Origin of the sequence: Enterobacter sp. HMSC16D10, from assembly GCF_001807145.1 — a bacterium.
Taxonomy (GTDB): Bacteria; Pseudomonadota; Gammaproteobacteria; order Enterobacterales; family Enterobacteriaceae; genus Enterobacter; species Enterobacter roggenkampii.
Genome location: NZ_KV787817.1, coordinates 270,868 through 293,145 on the forward strand (window position 1 = coordinate 270,868; position 22,278 = coordinate 293,145).

Genomic DNA, 22,278 nt, shown 5'->3' on the forward strand with positions numbered 1-22,278 from the left:
TTTTGAACTGAGGTGGTAATGAACGATTATAAAATGACGCCAGGCGAGCTACGCGCGACCTGGGGCTTAGGGACTGTCTTCTCGCTACGGATGCTTGGCATGTTTATGGTCCTGCCTGTTCTGACCACGTACGGTATGGCGCTGCAGGGGGCCAGCGAGGCGCTGATTGGCCTCGCCATTGGCATTTATGGTCTGGCGCAGGCGGTGTTCCAGATCCCGTTTGGCCTGCTCTCTGACCGGGTGGGCCGCAAACCGCTGATTGTCGGCGGGCTGCTGGTCTTTGTGCTCGGAAGCGTCATTGCCGCCCTCTCCCACTCCATCTGGGGGATTATTCTTGGCCGCGCCCTGCAGGGCTCCGGCGCGATTGCCGCCGCGGTGATGGCGCTGCTGTCAGACTTAACCCGCGAGCAGAACCGCACCAAAGCCATGGCCTTTATCGGCGTCAGCTTTGGCGTGACGTTTGCGATTGCGATGGTGCTGGGCCCGATAATCACCCATGCGCTCGGCCTGCACGCCCTGTTCTGGATGATTGCCGTGCTGGCGACCCTCGGCATTGCCTTAACCCTGTGGGTGGTGCCGGACAGCAAAAACCACGTTCTGAACCGTGAATCCGGCATGGTAAAAGGCTGCTTCAGCAAAGTGATTGTCGAGCCGCGCCTGCTTAAGCTGAATTTTGGCATTATGTGCCTGCACATTCTGCTGATGTCGACCTTTGTCGCCCTTCCCGGCCAGCTTGCCGCAGCGGGTTTCCCGGCGGCTGAGCACTGGAAAATCTATCTGGTCACGATGTTGATTTCGTTTGTCTCCGTCGTGCCGTTCATCATCTACGCCGAAGTGAAGCGCAAAATGAAGCGCGTCTTCGTGGGCTGCGTGGCGCTCCTGCTGATTGCCGAGATCGTGCTCTGGGGCGCCGGCCCGCACTTCTGGGAGCTGATTGCCGGGGTACAGCTGTTCTTCCTGGCGTTTAACCTGATGGAAGCCCTGCTGCCGTCGCTGATCAGCAAAGAGTCCCCCGCCGGTTACAAAGGCACGGCGATGGGTATTTACTCCACCAGCCAGTTCCTCGGCGTGGCGATCGGCGGCTCGCTTGGCGGCTGGGTCGACGGCCTGTTTGATTCACAAACCGTGTTTCTCGCGGGCGCGCTGCTGGCGACAGTCTGGCTGCTGGTTGCCGGCACCATGAAAGAGCCGCGCTACGTGAGCAGCCTGCGCGTAGAAATCCCGGATGATGTGGAGATTAGCGACGCGCTGAAACAGCGTCTGGAAGCAAAAGAAGGGGTCACGGAGGTGCTGATTGTTCCCGAAGAGCGCAGCGCTTACGTCAAAATTGACAGCAAGGTGACCAACCGCTTTGAGGTCGAGCAGGCGCTGAAAGCGTGAAAAAAAGCCCGGGTAAACCGGGCTTTTTATATTAGTCGCGGAAGTTTTTAAACTGGAACGGTTGTCCCAGATCGCCGCCGCGCACCAGCGCCATCACGGACTGCAGATCGTCGCGGGACTTACCGGTCACGCGAATTTCCTCGCCCTGGATCTGCGCCTGCACCTTCAGCTTGCTGTCTTTGATGAGCTTCACGATCTTCTTCTGCACCGCGCTCTCGATGCCCTGCTTCAGCTTCGCTTCAACAAACCACGTTTTGCCGCTGTGGACGAACTCTTCCGGCACGTCCAGGGAGGTCCCTTCGATGCCGCGCTTCAACAGCTTGGCGCGCAGAATGTCGAGCAGCTGATTCACCTGGAAATCAGACTCGCTCAGCACCTTAATGGTCTTATTTGCGTCGTTCAGCTCAAACGACGCCTCAACGCCACGAAAATCGAAACGTGACTCAACTTCGCGGGTTGCGTTCTCAACGCCGTTGCGAACTTCCTGGATATCAACTTCGGAAACAATATCGAAAGATGGCATCTTTTCTTCTCCCTTCACTTTTGTTGCGTTGCATAATACCCGCTACGAGGCATAACTCAACAGAAGCTTAGCTGTATAATTAAGCTGTAACACCTGGCGCAGTTGCAGGTGAGGAGGAACAATGAAAATTACGGTGCTCGGATGCGGAGCGCTTGGTCAGCTGTGGCTGACCGCACTGTGCAAGCACGGACATGAGGTTCAGGGCTGGCTGCGCGTGCCCCAGCCTTATTGCAGTGTAAACCTGATTGGTGAAGACGGAAGCATCTTTAACGAATCCCTCACCGCGAACGATCCTGATTTCCTGGCGCAAAGCGACCTTTTACTGGTGACGCTTAAAGCGTGGCAGGTCTCAGACGCGGTAAAAACGCTGGCCGCGCAGCTCCCCCCCACTTCGCCCATACTGCTGCTGCATAACGGCATGGGAACCCTGGATGAGCTGAAAAGCGTTCCGCAGCCCCTGCTGATGGCAACGACCACCCACGCTGCGCGCCGCGACGGCAACATCATCGTGCATGTCGCCAGCGGCGTGACGCACATCGGGCCTGCCAGAACGCAGGATGGGGACTACAGCTATCTTGCCGATGTGCTGCAGAAGGTGCTCCCGGACGTGGCCTGGCATAACCACATTCGCCCTCAACTCTGGCGCAAGCTGGCCGTTAACTGTGTGATCAACCCGCTGACGGCGCTGTGGAACTGCCCGAACGGTGAACTGAAAAACCATCCGCAGGAGGTGGCGTCCCTCTGTGCAGAAGTCGCGGCGGTCGTTGAGCGGGAAGGCTTGCATACCTCAGCAGACGATTTGCGCTGTTATGCCGAGCAGGTTATTGAGAGTACAGCTGAGAACATCTCCTCGATGCTGCAGGATGTTCGGGCATTACGCCACACGGAGATCGACTACATTACGGGATATCTGCTAAAACGCGCCCGCGCGCACGGCATCGCGGTGCCGGAAAACGCCCGTCTGTATGACCTGGTTAAACGTAAGGAGAGTGAATATGAGCGCGTCGGCACTGATCTGCCTCGCCCCTGGTAGCGAAGAGATGGAAGCGGTCACCACCATTGATCTGATGGTGCGCGGCGGCATTAAGGTCACCACCGCCAGCGTCGCCAGCGACGGTAATCTGGCAATCACCTGTTCACGCGGGGTGAAAATCCTTGCAGATGCACCGTTGGTACAGGTGGCTGACGGAGATTACGACATCATCGTGCTGCCCGGTGGCCTTAAAGGGGCGGAGTATTTTCGCGACAGCACTCTGTTAGTCGAAACCGTCAGACAGTTTCATCTGTCGGGACGTATCGTTGCCGCCATTTGTGCCGCCGCCGGAACGGTTCTGGTTCCACACGATATCTTCCCCATTGGCAACATGACCGGCTTCCCGGGGCTGAAAGACACCATTCCGGAAGATCAATGGGTGGACAAACGCGTCGTCTGGGATCCGCGCGTCAACCTGCTGACCAGCCAGGGCCCGGGCACCGCGATTGATTTTGGCTTAAAGATTATCGACCTGCTGGTCGGGCGCGAGAAGGCGTACGAAGTCTCGTCATCGCTGGTGATGCCAGCGGGGATTTATAATTACTATGAAGAGTAGTGCATAAAAAAAGCCGGGTGGCGGCTACGCCTTACCCGGCCTACAAATGCACGGTACCGTAGGCCCGGTAAGCGAAGCGCCACCGGGCGAGAAACTACGGACGATACACCTTCACATTGGCAAAGCCCTGCTCGCGCAGATACAGCGCCTGCAGGCGACTCATCACCCCGCGCTCACACCACAGCAGGTACGTTTTGCTCTGGTCGAGGTCGCCAAACTTTGTGCTCAGCTTGTAGAACGGCAGAGAAACCACTTCGACGCCGTCAACCTGCAGCGGCTTGTCATCCTGCTCGTCAATGGAGCGGATATCCAGAATCGCGTCGTTCGCGCCGAAACCGCTCACGGTCTCCACTTCTACCACTTCCTGCTCGGTCTGCTGGGCGATCTCGCGGATATCAATGTTGGACGCTTCTTCCACCACTTTATCAAGAATGCTGAAATCGAAGTTCTCTTCTTCCGCTTCGATCTTCGCCTTCACCGCTTTGACGGTCGGGCTTTTTGAGATCACGCCACAGTATTCCGGCATCGTGCGGGCAAAATCTTCGGTACCGATTTCGCGCGCCAGATCGATGATGTGCTCTTTATCATGGGAGATCAGCGGACGCAGGATCAGGGTATCAGACACGTTGTCGATCAGGCGCAGGTTGGTCAGCGTCTGGCTGGAGACCTGCCCCAGCGCTTCACCGGTGACCAGCGCCTGCACGCCGTAGCGTTCAGCCACTTTGGATGCCGCGCGCACCATCATGCGCTTCAGGATGACGCCCATCTGGCCGTCGTCCACTTTCTCCAGAATCTCGCCGACCACCGGTTCGAAATTGATTGCCACGAAACGCACGCGGTGGGAGCTGCCGAAGCGGTTCCACAGGTAATGCGCCACCTGACGAACGCCGATTTCGTGCGCCGCGCCGCCCAGGTTGAAGAAGCAGTAGTGTACGCGGCAGCCGCGGCGCATCAGCATATAGCTGGAGACGCCGGAGTCGAAGCCGCCGGAGATCAGGGACAGAACATCTTCCTGAGTCCCGATTGGGAAGCCGCCGATACCTTCATAGCGGCCTTTCACCAACAGCAGGCGATCGTTTTCGATCTCCAGATTAACGGTCACGTCCGGGTTGGTCAGACGCACGCGCGCCGTCTCAACGTGCTGGTTCAAACCGCCGCCAACGTAACGTTCCACTTCAATGGAGCTGAATTCGTGCTTACCGCGACGCTTCACGCGCACGCAGAAGGTTTTGCCTTCGATCTGGTCGCGGTACTGGACCAGCGCTTTCTCGAAGATGTCGTGCATATCGCTAAACGGGACATCTTCCACTTCCAGGATATGGTGGATACCTGGAATACGGGTCAGCGCGTCGCGAATATCCTGACGTTTGTTTTCGTCTTTCGCACGGACCTCAACGTGGTCCCAGTGGCGCACCACGGCGAGGGTTTCGTCGTAGTGCTTTAAAACGTTACGAATGTTCCCGGTGAGAATTTTAATAAAGCGCAAACGCACAGATTGGCTTTTGATGGTGATTTCAGGGAACAATTTAATGATAAACTTCATGGCGGCAATGTTTCTTAGGCAAGCGTATTAAGGCTTGTAATGGAAAAGAGTACAGCAGCCCACACCCGTGGCTGCATCCAGGCGCGCAAGTATACCACCATCGCGCCGCTCCTGTGCACATTGCGCGTTATTTGATAATTGCCCTGAGTCCGTTACCATGTCGGGGCTGAGAATATAAGAGTCAATTCACTATGCCGAAGAAGAACGACGCACCGGCCAGTTTCGAAACTGCGCTGAGTGAACTGGAGCAAATCGTTACCCGTCTTGAGAGCGGCGATCTCCCGCTGGAAGAGGCGCTCAACGAATTCGAGCGCGGCGTGCAGCTGGCGCGCCAGGGGCAGGTCAAACTGCAGCAGGCCGAGCAGCGCGTGCAGATCCTGCTTTCCGACAGCGAAGACGCGAAAACCACGCCTTTCACACCGGACGCCGAGTAAATGGATTTTGCCAACGAGCTTCAGGCGCGCGTCGTGCGTGCCAACGACGCCCTGCGCCGATTTATTGCGCCACAGCCTTTTCAGAACACTCCTCTGGTTGAAGCCATGCACTATGGCGCACTCTTGGGTGGAAAGCGCCTGCGCCCGTTCCTGGTGTACGCCACCGGCAACATGTTTGGCATCAGCGATAACACGCTGGACGCCCCGGCAGCCGCCGTTGAGTGCATCCATGCCTACTCGCTGATCCACGACGATCTCCCGGCGATGGACGACGACGATTTGCGTCGGGGTCAACCCACCTGCCACATCAAGTTTGGCGAGGCGAATGCCATTCTGGCGGGTGATGCCCTGCAGACGCTGGCGTTCTCGATTCTGAGCGACGCGCCAATGGCCGAAGTGGCTGACCGTGACCGTCTGGCAATGATTTCCGAACTGGCCATGGCCAGCGGCGTGGCCGGCATGTGCGGCGGTCAGGCGCTGGATCTTGAAGCGGAAGGACGTCAGGTTAATCTGGAACAGCTGGAGCGTATTCATCGCCATAAAACCGGGGCATTGATTCGTTCCGCCGTTCGCCTGGGCGCGCTGAGCGCGGGTGAGCAAGGGCGCAAAGCCCTGCCGGTTCTGGACAGATACGCAGAAAGTATCGGTCTGGCATTCCAGGTTCAGGATGACATTCTGGATGTGGTGGGCGATACTGCAACATTGGGTAAACGTCAGGGTGCGGACCAGCAGCTTGGCAAAAGTACCTACCCCGCCCTGCTGGGTCTTGAGCAAGCCCAACGTAAAGCCCGGGATCTGATTGACGATGCCCGCCAGTCACTGAATGAACTGGCTGCGCAATCGCTGGATACCTCGGCACTGGAAGCGCTAGCGGACTATATAATCCAGCGTGATAAATAAACTATATATCTCGATGAGCCTTTGATGAGTTTTGATATTGCCAAATACCCGACACTGGCGTTAGTTGACTCCACCCAGGAGTTACGTCTGTTGCCGAAAGAGAGCCTGCCGAAGCTGTGCGACGAGCTGCGTCGCTACCTGCTCGACAGCGTAAGCCGCTCCAGCGGCCATTTCGCCTCCGGGCTTGGCACGGTAGAGCTGACCGTGGCGCTGCACTACGTCTATAACACGCCGTTCGATCAGCTCATCTGGGACGTGGGCCACCAGGCCTATCCGCACAAAATTCTGACCGGACGTCGCGATAAAATTGGCACTATTCGTCAGAAAGGTGGCCTGCATCCGTTCCCGTGGCGCGGTGAGAGCGAGTATGACGTGCTGAGCGTCGGCCATTCCTCCACCTCCATTTCTGCGGGCATCGGTATTGCCGTCGCCGCCGAGAAAGAGAACAAGCAGCGCCGCACCGTCTGCGTGATTGGCGATGGTGCCATCACCGCGGGTATGGCCTTCGAAGCCATGAACCATGCGGGCGACATCAAGCCGGACATGCTGGTTATCCTCAACGATAACGAAATGTCGATCTCCGAGAACGTTGGCGCGCTGAACAACCATCTGGCACAGCTGCTCTCCGGCAAGCTTTACTCCTCGCTGCGTGAAGGCGGTAAAAAAGTCTTCTCCGGCGTACCGCCGATCAAAGAGCTGCTTAAGCGTACCGAAGAGCACATCAAAGGCATGGTCGTGCCGGGTACCCTGTTTGAGGAGCTGGGCTTTAACTATATTGGCCCGGTTGACGGCCACGACGTACTGGGGCTGGTCACCACGCTCAAGAACATGCGCGACCTGAAAGGCCCGCAGTTCCTGCACATCATGACCAAAAAAGGGCGTGGCTACGAGCCGGCGGAAAAAGATCCGATTACCTTCCACGCGGTACCGAAATTTGACCCGTCCAGCGGCTGTCTGCCGAAAAGCAGCGGCGGCATGCCGAGCTATTCAAAAATCTTCGGCGACTGGCTGTGCGAAACCGCCGCAAAAGACAACAAGCTGATGGCGATCACCCCGGCCATGCGCGAAGGCTCCGGCATGGTAGAGTTCTCTAAAAAATACCCTGACCAGTATTTCGACGTGGCCATTGCCGAGCAGCACGCGGTGACATTTGCAGCGGGCCTGGCGATCGGCGGCTACAAACCGGTTGTCGCTATCTATTCCACCTTCCTGCAGCGCGCCTACGATCAGGTGATCCACGACGTGGCGATCCAGAAGCTGCCGGTGCTGTTTGCCATTGACCGTGCGGGCATCGTCGGTGCCGACGGCCAGACGCACCAGGGCGCGTTTGACCTGTCGTTCCTGCGCTGCATTCCGGATATGGTGATCATGACGCCAAGCGACGAGAACGAATGTCGTCAGATGCTGTTTACCGGCTACCATTATCAGGATGGACCAAGCGCCGTTCGCTATCCGCGCGGCAATGCGGTGGGCGTTGAGCTGCAGCCGCTGGAGAAGCTGGCGATCGGTAAAGGTCTGGTTAAACGTCGCGGTGAGAAAGTGGCGATCCTGAACTTCGGCACGCTGATGCCAGAGGCGGCTAAAGTAGCTGAAACGCTGAATGCCACCCTCGTGGATATGCGCTTTGTGAAGCCGCTCGACGAATCCCTGATCCTGAGTATGGCGGAGGCGCACGACGTGCTGGTCACGGTGGAAGAGAACGCGATTATGGGCGGTGCGGGCAGCGGCGTGAACGAGGTGCTGATGGCAAACCGTAAAGCCGTTCCGGTGCTGAACCTCGGCCTGCCGGACTATTTCATCCCGCAAGGTACCCAGGACGAAGCCCGCGCGGCAATTGGCCTGGACGCTGCCGGTATCGAAGCTAAAATCCGCGCCTGGCTGGACTGATCCCTCCCCCCTTTTCCGCTCCTGCTATGCTTAAACGTATTGTTTAAACAGCAGGAGCGGAACCGTGCAATACACAACATTAGGAAAAACGGACCTTAAGGTTTCCCGACTTTGTCTGGGATGCATGACCTTTGGCGAGCCCGATCGGGGGAACCACGCCTGGACGCTGCCGGAAGAGAGCAGCCGTCCGATCATCAAACGCGCCATCGAGGGCGGCATTAACTTCTTTGACACCGCCAACAGCTACTCCGACGGCAGCAGCGAGGAGATTGTCGGCCGCGCCCTGCGCGATTTTGCCCGTCGGGATGACATCGTCGTTGCCACCAAGGTCTACTACCCGGTGGGGGACCTGCCGCAGGGCCTTTCTCGCGCGCAGATCCTGCGTTCCATTGACGACAGCCTCAGGCGCCTGAACATGGATTACGTCGACCTGCTGCAAATTCACCGCTGGGATTACAACACGCCGATCGAGGAGACGCTTGAGGCGCTCAACGACGTCGTCAAAGCCGGTAAAGCACGCTACATCGGCGCATCGTCGATGCACGCGTCGCAGTTCGCTCAGGCGCTGGATCTGCAGGCGCAGCATGGCTGGGCGCGCTTTGTCACCATGCAGGATCACTACAATCTGATCTATCGTGAAGAAGAGCGTGAGATGTTGCCGCTGTGCCATCAGGAGGGCGTGGCGGTCATCCCGTGGAGCCCGCTCGCGCGCGGTCGCCTGACCCGTCCGTGGGGCGAAACTACGGCCCGTCTGGTCTCGGATGAAGTGGGAAAAAATCTCTATGAAGGAACAGAGGCCAGCGATGCACTGATTGCCGAACGTCTGGCCGGGATTGCCGACGATACCGGCGCAACCCGCGCCCAGGTAGCGCTGGCATGGCTGCTGGGTAAACGCGGCGTCGCGGCCCCCATTATCGGCACGTCCCGGGAAGAGCAGTTGGACGAACTGTTAAACGCGGTAGATATCACGCTGACGCCCGAACAGGTTGCCGAGCTTGAGACCCCGTATCAGCAGCATCCGGTGGTGGGGTTTAAATAAGCCCCTCTTTTGTAGGCCGGGTAAGGCGGAGCCGCCCCCCGGCAATACAGAGCGCACAACATCACGCGAAGTGATCGTACCCTTTCCAGTCCAGCGTAACCGGCTCACCGTCTTTCACAAACTTCAGCCCTTCACTCTCCGGCATGATCTGCCCGATACAGGTGAATTTCGCGCCGAGGTGCGCTAATGCCACGTCGAGCGTTCCGCGGTTCAGCTCCGGAACGGTAAAGCACAGCTCATAATCTTCGCCACCGGACAGCGCCCAGCGCAGCGCCTGCTCAGGTTCGACATGACGAAGCAGTTCCTCTGACAGCGGGAACAGATCCAGGTCAACGCGCGCGCCGACACCGCTGGCCTTCAGAATATGGCCAAGATCTGAGATCAGCCCGTCAGAGAGATCGATAGCCGAGCTTGCCCGCTCGCGCAGCGCCTGGCCGTGCAGAATACGCGGCGTCGGGCGCAGATGGCGTTTCACCAGATACGCCGCATCGTCAGCGTTCTTCACGGTTAAGCGATCCTGAAGAATCGCCAGGCCCGCGGCGCTGTCGCCCGGTGTACCGGTCACGTAGATCCAGTCGCCGGGTTTTGCACCCGAACGCTTCAGCGCGCGACCAAGCGGTACATAGCCATGGATCGCCAGCGTCATCGACAGCGGCCCGGCAGTGGTATCACCGCCAATCAGCTGCATATCGTAGTAGTTAAGCTGCTCAAACAGCGCATCGCTGAAAGCTTCAAGCCAGGCTTCGTCTACCTCAGGCAGCGTCAGCGCCAGGGTTAACCACGCGGGATCGGCCCCCATCGCCGCCAGATCGCTGACGTTAACCGCCAGCGCCTTATACGCCAGATCGGCAGGATCGATATCCGGTAAAAAATGACGTCCGCACACTAAGGTGTCGGTGCTGATTGCCAGCGTCTGTTTTTCGGGAATATTGAGAAGTGCACAGTCATCGCCGATGCCGGTTTCAACATCAAGACGAGAGGTTCTGACACGGTCGAAATAACGGGCAATCAGGGAGAATTCGCCGCATGCCATACGTTATGCCTCAGCAAATAAAAGAAAAAACCGGAGCCGCACTGCCCGTCAGGCAATGCAGAACTCCGGTTTGCGGATCACTTTTTGTGGGGACGGATCGCAGGTGCTGCTTTATCAAGTACGCCGTTTACAAACTTGTGGCTGTCTTCAGCGCCGAAGGTTTTCGCCAGTTCGATCGCTTCGTTGATGGCCACTTTGTACGGCACATCATCACGTTTAGACAGCTCAAACAGCGCAATGCGCAACACTGCTTTTTCTACCTGACCCAGCTCTTCGAGCAGACGGGACAGGTAAGGTTTCATCAGACCATCGAGATACGCGCTATTAGTCGCCACTCCCGACAGCAGTTCACGGAAGTACAGAACGTCAACGTCTTTCACGTCCTGTTCTGACAGGAACTGGTATTCAACATCAGCGATGTCGTTCTGGGACAACTGCCAGGAGTAAAGTGCCTGGACGGCACATTCACGGGCGCGGCGACGAGCAGCAGGTTTCACGGAATTCCCCTTACAAAAAAATCAGGCCTTGATGGCTTTCAATACATTGATCATTTCAAGTGCGGTCAGTGCAGCTTCTGCACCTTTGTTACCGGCTTTGGTGCCAGCACGTTCGATGGCTTGTTCAATACTTTCGGTGGTCAGCACGCCGAACGCGACAGGAATTTCAGCATCCTGCGCAACGTGTGCCAGACCGTTGCTTGCACCGCCCGCAACGTATTCGAAGTGCGCAGTGCCGCCACGAATAACGGTACCCAGCGCAATCACCGCGTCATATTTACCGGTTTTCGCCAGCGCGCCCGCCGCCAGTGGCAGTTCGTAAGCGCCTGGAACCCAAACAACGGTAATGTTGTCATCTTTAACCTGGCCGATACGTTTCAGGGCGTCAACCGCACCTTCCAGCAGGCTATCGTTGATGAAGTTGTTGAAACGCGCAATGGTGATGGCGACGCGAGCGTCCGGGGTAGCTACAGCAGCTTCAATAATGTTCATACTCTTCCTTTACGGGTTCATTTGGCCCCGCAGGGGGGCGGATTTTATCATAATACTTTGCGCACTGCTTCCCTATTTCGGGAGCAATTACGCTGTCGTTAAGTGGAGGCAGACATCCGGACCTACCGGACGAATCTCGCTAAATTTGAGTTGTGGTGCATCGGCCAGTTTTTCAAGGCCGGGCAGCACAAACAGGCCGCGCGCGTCACTGCCCAACAGTTTAGGCGCAACGTAGACGAGAAGCTCATCCACCAGCCCCGCCTGAAGCAGCGCGCCGGCAAGCGTCGGGCCCGCTTCGACCCAGATGCTGTTCACCTGCTGCTTGCCGAGCAGCATCATCAGCACCACCAGATCCAGATGCCCGTTATGTTCCGGCACTATGATGCTGCGCACGCCTTCTGGCCATTCACGCGTGTCTTCCTTCGTGCAGGCAATCCAGGTTTCCCCTGGCTGCTGGACGATGCGGTGCTCCGGCGTCACGCGGTTCTGGCTATCAATGACAATACGCAGCGGCTGACGCAGGTTCTCCTGCGGATAAAGCGCCTGGGTATCGGCATTCAGCTCGTCCCAGCGCACGGTCATGGCCGGATCGTCAGCCAGAACGGTTTCACTGCTGGTGAGGATAGCATGGCTTTGCGCGCGCAGACGTTGCACATCGCGCCTTGCCTGCGGAGATGTTATCCACTGGCTCTCGCCGTTTGCCATTGCCGTACGACCGTCCAGCGAGGCACCCAGCTTAAGCTGGATATACGGGAACCCGGTACGCATGCGCTTCAGGAAACCTTTGTTGAGCGCTTCCGCGTCCTGCATCATCAGGCCATGGCTGACGTCAATGCCTTCCTGCTGCAGACGATACAGACCTCGTCCCGCCACCTGCGGATTCGGGTCCTGCATCGATGCAACCACGCGCGACACCCCCGCGGCAATCAGCGCGTCGCAGCACGGTGGCGTACGCCCGTGATGGCTGCAGGGCTCCAGCGTAACGTAGGCCGTCGCACCGCGCGCCTTCTCGCCGGCCATGCGCAGCGCATGAACCTCAGCATGCGGCTCGCCAGCACGATAGTGAAAGCCCTCCCCCACGATCTCGCCATCTTTAACGATAACGCACCCGACGTTCGGGTTGGGATGGGTCGTAAAACGACCGCGCTGCGCCAGCTTCATGGCTCGCGCCATGTACATCTCATCGTGCATGAGCTTAATCCTGTAAGCGGGCGATCTCTTCGCCAAACTCTTTGATGTCTTCGAAGCTGCGGTAGACCGAGGCGAAGCGGATATAGGCGACCTTATCGAGCTTTTTCAGCTGCTCCATCACCAGGTTGCCAATCATCTTGCTGGGCACTTCACGCTCACCCAAACCACGAAGGTAAGATTTTATGTGGTTTAACGCCATCTCCACGTCGTCCGCGCTGACGGGACGCTTTTCAAGGGCCTTCAGCATTCCGCTGCGCAGTTTCTCTTCGTTAAACGGCTCACGTACGTCGTTACTTTTAACCACGCGCGGCATGACCAGCTCTGCCACCTCAAAGGTCGTGAAACGCTCGTTACACACCAGACACTGCCGACGACGGCGCACTGAAGACCCTTCGCCCACAAGGCGAGAGTCGATGACTTTGGTATCCACAGCGGAGCAGAATGGGCAATGCATACGGTATCCCTGTTATCTGGTTAACTGATTTTCATTTTACCCTGAACTGGCCTGACAACAAAGGAAGAGCTTTTTGAGAAAAAGGATCTATGTCTGACACAATGATGCTGGCTACCATTAGGACGATCCGTTATTTCAAGGAAATAAACGCAATGACAAGACGTTACCTGAAAATATTGCTGGTGGGGAGCCTCTTCACCCTTAGCGCCTGTGCACAGCAAACCGAAGTCCGTCAGATGAAACAGAGCGTCAATACGCTCAATACGGCGATGGACAAGCTAAACAAAGAAACGGTGAAGATCACCCAGCAAAACGCGCTGAACGCGAAATCTACCAGCGGGGTGTACCTGCTGCCGGGGGCGAATACGCCTGCCCTGCTGAACAGCCAGATTGGCACGCTAAAAATGTCTCTGGTGAATGTGGCGGCGAATGCCGATGGTACTCGCGCAACATTACGCATCAAGGGAGAGTCCAACGATCCGCTTCCGGCCTTCAGCGGCACCGTCGAGTGGGGCCAGATCCAGGGCACCACGGAGAACTACCAGGAGGTGAACGTGAAGAATCAGCTCTTCACCGCACCGGCCAGTGTTTTAGCACCCAGTGATGTGGATATTCCGCTTCAGTTAAGCGGCCTTACGCCGGAACAGTTAGGCTTTATCCGCATTCACGACATTCAACCCGCCGCGCAGTAATCCTCTCTTTTTTAGCGGAGTGAAATGTCACTCCGCTAACATTTACATTTCGTATGGATTGGCAACATAAATGATTGCCGCTACAATCCCGGCCGTTTAAAGTACGCAAACGTGAACGCAATCGATTACGCGTATGAGAGATATGTGAAACAACACATATTTTTGTGAGCAGGGATTCCTATAATAGGCACCGCAGAAACACGAAATATTTAGAAACGCAATTCGCGCATTTTTCACTCCCGGAAGGGAATTTCAATCAGTGGCATGATTATGAAAAAAACATTACTCGCAGCTGGCGCCGTGCTGGCACTGTCCTCTTCTTTCACTGTTAACGCAGCGGAAAACGACAAACCACAATACCTCTCCGACTGGTGGCACCAGAGCGTTAACGTGGTCGGCAGCTACCACACGCGTTTCGGACCTCAGATTCGTAACGATACCTACCTGGAATATGAAGCGTTCGCCAAGAAAGACTGGTTTGATTTCTACGGCTACGTCGATCTGCCAGTATTCTTTGGTGGTAACACCGATGCGAAAGGTATCTGGAACAACGGCTCTCCGCTGTTTATGGAAATCGAACCACGCTTCTCTATCGATAAGCTGACCGGCACCGACCTAAGCTTCGGGCCGTTCAAAGAGTGGTACTTCGCGAATAACTACATTTACGACATGGGCCGCAACGATTCTCAGGAACAAAGCACCTGGTACATGGGTCTGGGTACGGACATCGACACCGGTCTGCCAATGAGCCTGTCTCTGAACGTGTACGCTAAGTATCAGTGGCAGAACTACGGTGCCGCGAACGAAAACGAGTGGGATGGCTACCGTTTCAAAGTGAAATACTTTGTGCCTATTACCCAACTGTGGGGCGGTAACCTGAGCTATATCGGCTTCACCAACTTTGACTGGGGTTCAGACCTGGGTGACAACGATTTCCGTGACCTGAACGGTAAGAAAGCACGTACCAATAACTCCATCGCCTCCAGCCACATTCTGGCGCTGAACTACGATCACTGGCACTACTCTGTTGTGGCACGTTACTGGCACAACGGTGGTCAGTGGAACGACGACGCCAGCCTGAACTTCGGCAACGGCGACTTCAGCGTCCGTTCTACCGGTTGGGGTGGTTACCTGGTTGTAGGTTACAACTTCTAATCAGTGCGGGTTTCGCCCGGTGGCGCTACGCTTACCGGGCCTCCGACCCAAATGTAGCCGGGTAAGGCGTAGCCGCCACCCGGCTTTTTACTGCCTCACCTTGCGCAAAAAATCCGCCAAAGACCTGTCCGCACTTTCGCTAAACCGCCTTTCCGTAGCCACAATATTGAGGCATCTGTCGAGCCGGAAACAGCGATAGTCATCGCGCCGTTCACACCACGCCGCCAGCAGCCAGCGCTCTCCCCAGAAGAATAGCCCCAGCGGCTGAACCTCACGATTAGACAGCTGTCCTGCTTCATCACGGTAATGCAGCGCCAGCACCTGCTGGGCGGAAATTGCCTGATGGATCCTGTCAAAATCGCTGCGGGAGTGGCTTTGCATGCAAAAATCCGGGGCGTAGATCCGCGTCTGCTCCGCCTTTCGACGGCTCTCCTCGGGCAGAATCGCCAGCACCTTTTCCTGAGCCGACTCCAGCTCGCGCGACAGCGATTCTCCGCCCCAGGTTTTGAGCAGGCGAATGGCGACAATCAGCGCCTCGGACTCCTTATTTGTCAGCATCAGCGGCGGCAGGTCAAAGCCCGACATGAGCCGATATCCGCTCCCCGCCTCACCTTCCACCGGCACGCCGGAAAGCGACAGGTCGCGGATATCGCGGTAGACCGTGCGCTCGGACACGCCAAGCCGGTCCGCCAGATGCGCTGCCGTTGTCAGACGCCTGCCCCGCAGGATCTGCACAATCTGAAACAAACGGTCAGCGCGTCGGGTCATCTCTTAGTTCGCTCTCAGGCAGGTTGATGGAGGCCGACGCGGTTACCCTCGCTGTCGGTAAACAAGGCGATAGTGCCAATGCCATGCGGCAGTTCCAGCGGGCCAAACACGCACTCACCGCCCGCAGAGGCGATGCGATCGAGCGTTGCCGCCAGATTGTCAGTATGCAGGTAAATAATAGCGCCCTGCAAAGACGGTGTAACGCCGTCAAATTTTGCCAGGGCGCCTCCGGTGGCGGGATCCTCATGCGGGAAAACCGCCAGCTCCGCACAGTCCATTTTCTCGCGACGCAGCGCAAGCTGCATCACCGGCTCATAAAATTTGATGGCGCGATCCATATCCGAGACCGGAATTTCAAACCAGTTAATGACGCTTTTCATACATCCTCCTGCCTGTTGTTTGGGTTCAGAAGGAGTCTACGACAGGGCTCCTGACAGCATACTGTCAGGAGTGTTTGTCAGGAGCAGATAAAAAAAATCCCGGTCAACAGACCGGGATTTCGATAACGCGCTAAACGTCGCCTTACGGCAGAATGGACGGCTGATCCGCCCCTTCTTTTTCGACTTTCTGCTGGAGCAGGTGCTCGCGCTTCATGCCGAGTTTCAGCGCCAGGGCGGACGCAACGTAGATAGACGACGCCGTACCGATGGTGACACCAATCAACATGGTCAGCGAGAAGCCTTCCAGAACCGGGCCACCGAACAGGAACAGCATCAGGATCACCATCAGGGTGGTACCGGATGTGATCAAGGTACGGTGCAGCGTCTGAGTCAACGACACGTTAAAGATTTCGTACGGCGTACCGCGACGGATCTTACGGAAGTTTTCACGGATACGGTCAGATACCACGATACTGTCGTTCAGTGAGTAACCGATGACGGACATCAGGGATGCCACAATCGTCAGGTCAATCTCAATGTGGAACAGCGACAGTATGCCCATGGTGATCACCACGTCGTGCGCCAGAGCGATAACCACACCGGCCGCCAGTCGCCACTCAAAGCGGAAACCGACGTACACCAGGATGGAGATCAGCGCCACCAGCAGCGCCATCGCACCGGTCTGCGCCAGGTCAGCACCCACGCTTGGGCCGACGAACTCAATACGCTTAACCGCCGCGTTCTGGCTGGTTGTTTCGTTAATCACGCTAACAACCTTACTGCCCAGCTCCTGGCTGCCGTTAGCATCGTGCACCGGCGGCATACGCACCATGATGTCGCGGCTGCTGCCGAAGTTCTGCAGCAGCGGCTCTTCAAAGCCCGCTTTCTGCAGCGATTCGCGCATCTGGTCCATATCAACCGGTTTTTCCAGGGAGATTTCAATTACCGTACCACCGGTAAAATCGAGACCCCAGTTAAAGCCTTTCACGCCCATAATGACGATGGACAGAATCAGCAGGAAACCTGAAATGCCGAAGGCCCAGTAGTCCCAGCGCATAAAGTCCCAGACTTTACGGCCGTGGTTCAATTGTTCAACAGTATATTCCTGTGCCACAACGCACTCCTCAGATAGACAGCTTTTTGACGCGCTTGCCGCCGTACAGCAGGTTCACGATGGCACGGGTGCCGACAATAGCGGTAAACATTGACGTTGCGACACCGATACCGGTTGTAATCGCAAAGCCTTTGATCGCGCCAGTACCCACTGCATACAGGATAAGAACCTTAATCAGTGTTGTTACGTTCGCATCGAAGATAGAGCTGAACGCGCCTTTATAACCTTCATCAATCGCCTGCTGAACAGAGCGACCGTTGCTCAACTCTTCTTTGATACGTTCGTTAATCAGTACGTTGGCGTCGACCGCCACCGCAAGGGTCAGAACGATACCCGCAATCCCCGGCATGGTCAGCGTCGCTCCCGGCAGCAGGGACATGATGCCGATAATCAGCACCAGGTTCGCGATCAGCGCGGAGGTCGCAATCAGACCAAACTTCTTATAGAAGAAGATCATGAACAGGATAGAGACCACCAGACCGGCCAGACACGCTTCCAGGCCCTGCTGGATGTTTTGCATACCCAGAGTTGGACCAATGGTACGTTCTTCAACAATCTGAATTGGCGCTATCAGCGCACCGGCACGCAGCAGCAGGGAGAGCTGACGCGCTTCGTTCGGGTTGTTAATACCGGTAATACGGAAGCTGTTACCCAGACGAGACTGGATATTGGCGATGTTAATCACCTCTTCCTCTTTCACCAGCACAGCACGGCCGTTTGCATCTTTCTTACCGCTGTCTTTGTACTCCACGAACAGGGTCGCCATCGGTTTACCGATGTTGTCCTTGGTGAAGTTAGACATGATGTTACCACCCGCGCTATCCAGCGAGATGTTAACCTGCGGCTGGTTGTATTCATCCTGGCTCGACGTGGAGTCGGTGATGTGGTCACCGGTCAGAATCACGCGTTTGTACAGCACAACCGGCTGACCTTCGCGGGTCTGTTTCACTTCGGAGTCACCCGGAATACGGCCAGAAGCGGCAGCAGACTGGTCAACGTTGGTATTCACCAGACGGAATTCCAGCGTTGCGGTCGCACCGAGAATCTCTTTCGCACGCGCGGTGTCCTGGATACCCGGCAGTTCAACCACGATACGGTCAGCACCCTGACGCTGTACCAGCGGCTCGGCCACGCCCAGTTGGTTTACACGGTTACGCAGAATGTTGATGTTCTGCTGAACGGCATATTCACGCGCTTCTTTCAGGCGCGCATCGGTCATCACCGCGCGCAGCTGGTTGCTGCCCTGCGAGGAGATCACCAGGTCACGATGACGTTGGGTCAGGTAATCTACAGCCTGATCGCGCGCCGCGCTGTCGCGGAACGTGATGCTCATGCCGTAGTTATCTTCTTTACGCACGGTGGTGTAAGCGATGCCTTTATCACGCAGATCGCTGCGCAGGCTGTCGATATTCTGTTCCTGCAGCTTGCCGAGCGCGGTATCCATATCCACTTCCATCAGGAAGTGAACGCCGCCACGCAGGTCAAGACCGAGTTTCATTGGCTCTGCATTCATCGCAGCCAGCCAACGCGGGGTTGCAGGGGCAAGGTTAAGCGCCACGACGTATTTATCACCCAGCACGCCCATCAGCGCTTCACGTGCGCGGAGCTGCGTGTCGGTGGTGTCGAAGCGAGCAAGAATTGCACCCTCTTCCAGAGCCACAGACTTAGCGGTAATTTTTTCTTCTTGTAACGTTTTCTGGACCTGGATCAGCGTTTGCTCACTGGCGGCGACACCGCGCGCGCCAGTGATTTGAACAGCCGGATCCTCACCATACAGGTTGGGAAGCGCGTACAGCAGGCCGACGAGAATCACGACGACCAGCATGATGTACTTCCACAAAGGATAACGGTTTAACACGGCAGTTCCCTTTGGGAAAAGTTGGGATTACAGCGCCTTCATGGTGCCTTTCGGCAGAACGGCAGCTACGAAGTCACGTTTGATGACCACTTCAGTGGTGTCGTTCAGGGCGATTGCAATGTAGCCACTTTCAGCCACTTTGGTTACGCGACCGACCAGACCACCGTTGGTCAGCACTTCATCGCCTTTCGCGATGGAGTCCATCAGCTTTTTGTGCTCTTTGGTGCGCTTCTGCTGTGGGCGCAGGATCATGAAATAGAAGATCAGACCGAACACAACCAGCATCAGAATCAGAGACATTGGGCTGCCCTGCGCTGGAGCGCCTGTTGCTGCTACCGCATCAGAAATAAAAAAGCTCATTCAAATTCCCTCATTATTAAAATTAATCAACGTTCAACGGTGGAACATCCCGCCCCTGACGTTGGTAGAAATCGGTCACGAAGCTCTCTAATTTACCCTCTTCGATAGCCTTACGTAAACCAGCCATTAAGCGCTGATAATAACGAAGATTATGAATGGTATTGAGACGCGCGCCCAAAATCTCGTTGCAACGATCGAGATGATGCAGGTACGCGCGAGAATAATTGCGACAGGTATAGCAATCGCACTCGGAATCGAGCGGGCTGGTGTCACTCTTATGCTTCGCGTTACGGATTTTCACCACGCCATCGGTAACGAACAGATGGCCGTTACGCGCGTTGCGGGTTGGCATGACGCAGTCGAACATATCAATGCCGCGGCGTACGCCTTCAACCAGATCTTCCGGTTTGCCCACGCCCATCAGGTATCGTGGTTTATCCGCCGGGATTTGCGGGCAGACGTGCTCCAGAATGCGGTGCATGTCTTCCTTCGGCTCACCCACAGCCAAACCGCCGACAGCGTAGCCATCAAAACCTATCTCTACCAGACCTTTAACAGAGATATCGCGTAAATCTTCGTAAACGCTGCCCTGGATAATGCCGAACAGCGCATTTTTGTTCTGCAGGGAGTCAAAACGGTCACGGCTACGCTTCGCCCAGCGCAGAGACATCTCCATGGAACGCTTGGCGTAGTCCCAGTCGGCCGGATACGGCGTGCATTCGTCGAAGATCATCACGATGTCAGAGCCGAGATCGTACTGAATCTCCATTGATTTTTCGGGATCGAGGAAAATCGGATCGCCGTTGATCGGGTTACGGAAGTGAACGCCCTGCTCGGTGATCTTGCGGATATCGCCCAGGCTGAAGACCTGGAAACCGCCGGAGTCGGTCAGGATAGGGCCTTTCCACTGCATGAAGTCGTGCAGGTCGCCGTGGAGCTTCATAATCTCCTGACCCGGACGCAGCCACAGGTGGAAGGTATTGCCGAGGATAATCTGCGCGCCAGTGGCTTCAACTTCTTCCGGCGTCATCCCTTTTACGGTGCCGTACGTGCCCACAGGCATAAACGCGGGGGTTTCCACCACGCCGCGATCAAACACCAGGCGACCGCGGCGCGCGCGACCGTCGGTGGTATCGAGTTCAAATTTCATTTTTTCTCCGACGTCAGAAAAACAGTCCAACGTTGTAAAACGGTGCCGCGGACTTATTCCCCGACACGCTCATTCAAAGCCTGCGGATTGTACGTGATAAACATCGCGTCCCCGTAGCTAAAAAAGCGATATTTTTGTTCTACCACAGACTTGTAGGCATTCATCGTATGCTGATACCCCGCGAACGCGGAGACCAGCATAATCAGCGTCGATTCAGGCAGATGGAAGTTGGTCACCAGCGCGTCAATCACTTTGTACTGGTAACCCGGGTAGATAAAGATCTGCGTATCGCCAAAGAACGGCTCAATCAACTCGCTTTTCGCGGCCTGCGCGGCGCTCTCCAGCGAGCGCACAGACGTCGTACCGACCGCCACGACGCGGCTACCGCGCGCTTTCGCCGCCAGCACCGCGTCCACGACATCCTGCGGCACTTCAGCATACTCAGAGTGCATGATGTGGTCTTCAATGCTGTCCACGCGCACCGGCTGGAAGGTTCCCGCCCCGACGTGCAGCGTTACAAACGCCATCTCAATGCCTTTCGCGCGCAGTTTTTCCAGCAGCGGTTCATCAAAGTGCAGGCCTGCCGTCGGGGCCGCGACCGCGCCAGGCTTCTGGCTGTAGACGGTCTGGTACAGCTCGCGGTCAGCCTCTTCGTCAGGACGCTCAATGTACGGCGGCAGCGGCATGTGGCCGATGGCGTTCAGAATATCGAGCACCGTGCGTTCGTCGTTGAACTCCACCTCGAACAGCGCGTCGTGGCGCGCGGTCATGGTCGCCTTGATGCTCTCGTCATCGCCCAGCAGCAGCTCCGCGCCCGGCTTTGGCGCTTTGGATGCGCGAATATGTGCCAGAATACGTTTATCATCGAGCATACGTTCGACCAGCACTTCAATCTTGCCGCCGCTGGCCTTACGGCCGAACAGGCGCGCCGGGATCACGCGGGTATTGTTAAAGACCAGCAGATCGCCAGGGTTGAGCTTGTCGAGCAAATCGGTGAAAGTACCGTGCGTCAGCTCGCCCGTTGGCCCATCCAGTGACAGTAAACGACAGCTGCTGCGCTCAGGCATGGGATAGTGAGCAATCAGGGATTCAGGTAGTTCAAAGGAGAAATCGGCGACGCGCATGACGTATACTCGTGACTTAAAAACAGGCGGCATAGTCTAGTGCTCACACCCTTTTGCTGCAACAACTAGCCGCCCCGGACAAATAAAACGCATGAATTTTCTCGCTCACCTGCATCTCGCTCACCTCGCTGACAGCTCCCTGTCCGGCAATTTGCTGGCCGATTTCGTACGCGGCAACCCCGCGGAAGCGTACGCCCCTGAGGTTGTCGACGGGATTTTTATGCACCGCCGCATCGACGTACTAACGGATAAGCTGCCGGAAGTGACGGAAGCCAAAGCGTGGTTTCGGCCGGAAACGCGCCGCGTCGCACCGATCACGCTTGATGTGATGTGGGACCATTTCCTGTCGCGCCACTGGGCACAGCTCTCGCCAGAGCTTCCCCTGCCGGAATTTGTGCGTTATGCCCATCAGCAGGTGTCGATCATTCTGCCCGACTCGCCGCCGCGCTTTGTGAATCTGAATAACTACCTGTGGTCAGAGCGCTGGCTGGAGCGCTATCGCGAGATGGATTTCATTCAGAACGTGTTGAATGGGATGGCGAGCCGTCGCCCGCGCCTGGATGCGCTGCGGGATTCCTGGTATGACCTGGATGAACATTACGATGCGCTGGAGACCCGCTTCTGGCAGTTTTACCCGCGCATGATGGCGCAGGCGAAAAACAAACAGCTCTGACAGAATTCGTATTGATAGGTAAAAGCTGGCGGAACGATTGTC

At 56.6% G+C, this 22,278-nt stretch carries 24 protein-coding genes; 10 read left to right on the forward strand and 14 right to left on the reverse strand.

Translation table 11 applies throughout. The features are described 5' to 3' along the window. Nucleotides 1-18 precede the first annotated feature (18 nt). Nucleotides 19-1,380 (forward strand): MFS transporter, encoded by a 1,362-nt coding sequence (locus tag HMPREF3143_RS01475; RefSeq protein WP_008503326.1) that lies wholly within the window; start codon nt 19-21, stop codon nt 1,378-1,380. A gap of 31 nt (nt 1,381-1,411) precedes the next feature. Here HMPREF3143_RS01475 and HMPREF3143_RS01480 read toward each other — a convergent pair whose 3' ends face one another. Beyond that, nucleotides 1,412-1,903: a YajQ family cyclic di-GMP-binding protein gene (locus tag HMPREF3143_RS01480; RefSeq protein WP_008503327.1), complete on the reverse strand. Its 492-nt coding sequence runs from the start codon at nt 1,901-1,903 to the stop codon at nt 1,412-1,414. Nucleotides 1,904-2,024: 121 nt separating this feature from the next. On the opposite strand from HMPREF3143_RS01480, the gene panE reads away from it, so the two are divergent. Both panE and yajL read left to right on the forward strand, forming a co-directional pair. After that, a complete protein-coding gene (gene panE / locus HMPREF3143_RS01485) occupies nt 2,025-2,936 on the forward strand; it encodes a 2-dehydropantoate 2-reductase (RefSeq protein WP_070531493.1) in 912 nt (303 codons plus the stop codon). Continuing rightward, complete coding sequence (gene yajL, locus HMPREF3143_RS01490) at nt 2,899-3,492, forward strand: protein deglycase YajL (protein WP_070531496.1); 594 nt, start codon at nt 2,899-2,901, stop codon at nt 3,490-3,492. The genes panE and yajL overlap by 38 nt, the downstream gene beginning before the upstream one ends. A 94-nt stretch (nt 3,493-3,586) precedes the next feature. On the opposite strand, the gene thiI is transcribed toward yajL, so the two are convergent. Then, nucleotides 3,587-5,035 carry a tRNA uracil 4-sulfurtransferase ThiI gene (gene thiI / locus HMPREF3143_RS01495; RefSeq protein WP_021241661.1) on the reverse strand — a complete coding sequence of 483 codons (1,449 nt, stop codon included), beginning with the start codon at nt 5,033-5,035 and terminating at the stop codon, nt 3,587-3,589. 191 nt (nt 5,036-5,226) lie between these two features. Here thiI and xseB point away from each other — a divergent pair, with 191 nt between their 5' ends. The 4 genes from xseB (at nt 5,227) to HMPREF3143_RS01515 (ending at nt 9,295) form a co-directional block, all read left to right on the forward strand. Next, nucleotides 5,227-5,469 (forward strand): exodeoxyribonuclease VII small subunit, encoded by a 243-nt coding sequence (gene xseB, locus HMPREF3143_RS01500; RefSeq protein WP_008503331.1) that lies wholly within the window; start codon nt 5,227-5,229, stop codon nt 5,467-5,469. Then, nucleotides 5,470-6,369, forward strand: a complete 900-nt coding sequence (gene ispA, locus HMPREF3143_RS01505) for a (2E,6E)-farnesyl diphosphate synthase (protein WP_070531499.1) — start codon at nt 5,470-5,472, stop codon at nt 6,367-6,369. Between the two features lie 24 nt (nt 6,370-6,393). After that, nucleotides 6,394-8,256, forward strand: coding sequence for a 1-deoxy-D-xylulose-5-phosphate synthase (gene dxs / locus HMPREF3143_RS01510; protein WP_070531503.1), 1,863 nt, complete (start codon nt 6,394-6,396; stop codon nt 8,254-8,256). Between the two features lie 64 nt (nt 8,257-8,320). Further along, the gene (locus tag HMPREF3143_RS01515) at nt 8,321-9,295 is read left to right on the forward strand and encodes an aldo/keto reductase (RefSeq protein WP_023343484.1); all 975 of its coding nucleotides are present in this window, start codon (nt 8,321-8,323) and stop codon (nt 9,293-9,295) included. Between the two features lie 61 nt (nt 9,296-9,356). Here HMPREF3143_RS01515 and thiL read toward each other — a convergent pair whose 3' ends face one another. The 5 genes from thiL to nrdR all read right to left on the reverse strand — a co-directional run bounded on the left by thiL (nt 9,357) and on the right by nrdR (nt 12,962). Continuing rightward, the gene (gene thiL, locus HMPREF3143_RS01520; protein ID WP_069720229.1) at nt 9,357-10,328 is read right to left on the reverse strand and encodes a thiamine-phosphate kinase; all 972 of its coding nucleotides are present in this window, start codon (nt 10,326-10,328) and stop codon (nt 9,357-9,359) included. 77 nt (nt 10,329-10,405) lie between these two features. Beyond that, the gene (gene nusB, locus HMPREF3143_RS01525; RefSeq protein WP_006809908.1) at nt 10,406-10,825 is read right to left on the reverse strand and encodes a transcription antitermination factor NusB; all 420 of its coding nucleotides are present in this window, start codon (nt 10,823-10,825) and stop codon (nt 10,406-10,408) included. A 21-nt stretch (nt 10,826-10,846) separates the two neighbouring features. Further along, entirely contained in the window at nt 10,847-11,317 is a 471-nt protein-coding gene (gene ribE / locus HMPREF3143_RS01530; protein ID WP_003859098.1) for a 6,7-dimethyl-8-ribityllumazine synthase, read from the reverse strand. Nucleotides 11,318-11,404: 87 nt separating this feature from the next. Further along, on the reverse strand, nt 11,405-12,508 hold the full coding sequence (ribD, locus tag HMPREF3143_RS01535; protein WP_070531506.1) for a bifunctional diaminohydroxyphosphoribosylaminopyrimidine deaminase/5-amino-6-(5-phosphoribosylamino)uracil reductase RibD: 1,104 nt from the start codon (nt 12,506-12,508) through the stop codon (nt 11,405-11,407). A 4-nt stretch (nt 12,509-12,512) separates the two neighbouring features. Then, nucleotides 12,513-12,962, reverse strand: coding sequence for a transcriptional regulator NrdR (nrdR, locus tag HMPREF3143_RS01540; RefSeq protein WP_008503337.1), 450 nt, complete (start codon nt 12,960-12,962; stop codon nt 12,513-12,515). Nucleotides 12,963-13,114: 152 nt separating this feature from the next. On the opposite strand from nrdR, the gene HMPREF3143_RS01545 reads away from it, so the two are divergent. Continuing rightward, the gene (locus HMPREF3143_RS01545; protein WP_008503338.1) at nt 13,115-13,654 is read left to right on the forward strand and encodes a SadB/YajI family lipoprotein; all 540 of its coding nucleotides are present in this window, start codon (nt 13,115-13,117) and stop codon (nt 13,652-13,654) included. Nucleotides 13,655-13,924: 270 nt separating this feature from the next. Next, nucleotides 13,925-14,809, forward strand: coding sequence for a nucleoside-specific channel-forming protein Tsx (locus HMPREF3143_RS01550; protein ID WP_031275068.1), 885 nt, complete (start codon nt 13,925-13,927; stop codon nt 14,807-14,809). 87 nt (nt 14,810-14,896) lie between these two features. Here the strand turns inward: HMPREF3143_RS01550 and HMPREF3143_RS01555 are convergent, their stop codons facing one another. The 7 genes from HMPREF3143_RS01555 to queA all read right to left on the reverse strand — a co-directional run bounded on the left by HMPREF3143_RS01555 (nt 14,897) and on the right by queA (nt 21,563). Then, entirely contained in the window at nt 14,897-15,577 is a 681-nt protein-coding gene (locus HMPREF3143_RS01555; protein ID WP_023616119.1) for a helix-turn-helix transcriptional regulator, read from the reverse strand. Between the two features lie 14 nt (nt 15,578-15,591). Further along, on the reverse strand, nt 15,592-15,957 hold the full coding sequence (locus tag HMPREF3143_RS01560) for a VOC family protein (protein ID WP_008503341.1): 366 nt from the start codon (nt 15,955-15,957) through the stop codon (nt 15,592-15,594). A 142-nt stretch (nt 15,958-16,099) separates the two neighbouring features. Continuing rightward, on the reverse strand, nt 16,100-17,071 hold the full coding sequence (gene secF / locus HMPREF3143_RS01565) for a protein translocase subunit SecF (protein WP_008503342.1): 972 nt from the start codon (nt 17,069-17,071) through the stop codon (nt 16,100-16,102). Between the two features lie 10 nt (nt 17,072-17,081). After that, nucleotides 17,082-18,929: a protein translocase subunit SecD gene (gene secD, locus HMPREF3143_RS01570; protein ID WP_021241665.1), complete on the reverse strand. Its 1,848-nt coding sequence runs from the start codon at nt 18,927-18,929 to the stop codon at nt 17,082-17,084. Nucleotides 18,930-18,956: 27 nt separating this feature from the next. After that, complete coding sequence (gene yajC / locus HMPREF3143_RS01575; RefSeq protein ID WP_000007630.1) at nt 18,957-19,289, reverse strand: preprotein translocase subunit YajC; 333 nt, start codon at nt 19,287-19,289, stop codon at nt 18,957-18,959. Between the two features lie 22 nt (nt 19,290-19,311). Continuing rightward, complete coding sequence (tgt, locus tag HMPREF3143_RS01580; protein ID WP_003859110.1) at nt 19,312-20,439, reverse strand: tRNA guanosine(34) transglycosylase Tgt; 1,128 nt, start codon at nt 20,437-20,439, stop codon at nt 19,312-19,314. Between the two features lie 53 nt (nt 20,440-20,492). Next, complete coding sequence (gene queA, locus HMPREF3143_RS01585) at nt 20,493-21,563, reverse strand: tRNA preQ1(34) S-adenosylmethionine ribosyltransferase-isomerase QueA (protein WP_070531511.1); 1,071 nt, start codon at nt 21,561-21,563, stop codon at nt 20,493-20,495. A 91-nt stretch (nt 21,564-21,654) separates the two neighbouring features. Between queA and acpH the strand changes: the two genes are divergently transcribed. Then, nucleotides 21,655-22,236, forward strand: a complete 582-nt coding sequence (acpH, locus tag HMPREF3143_RS01590; protein WP_021241667.1) for an ACP phosphodiesterase — start codon at nt 21,655-21,657, stop codon at nt 22,234-22,236. Nucleotides 22,237-22,278: the final 42 nt, after the last annotated feature.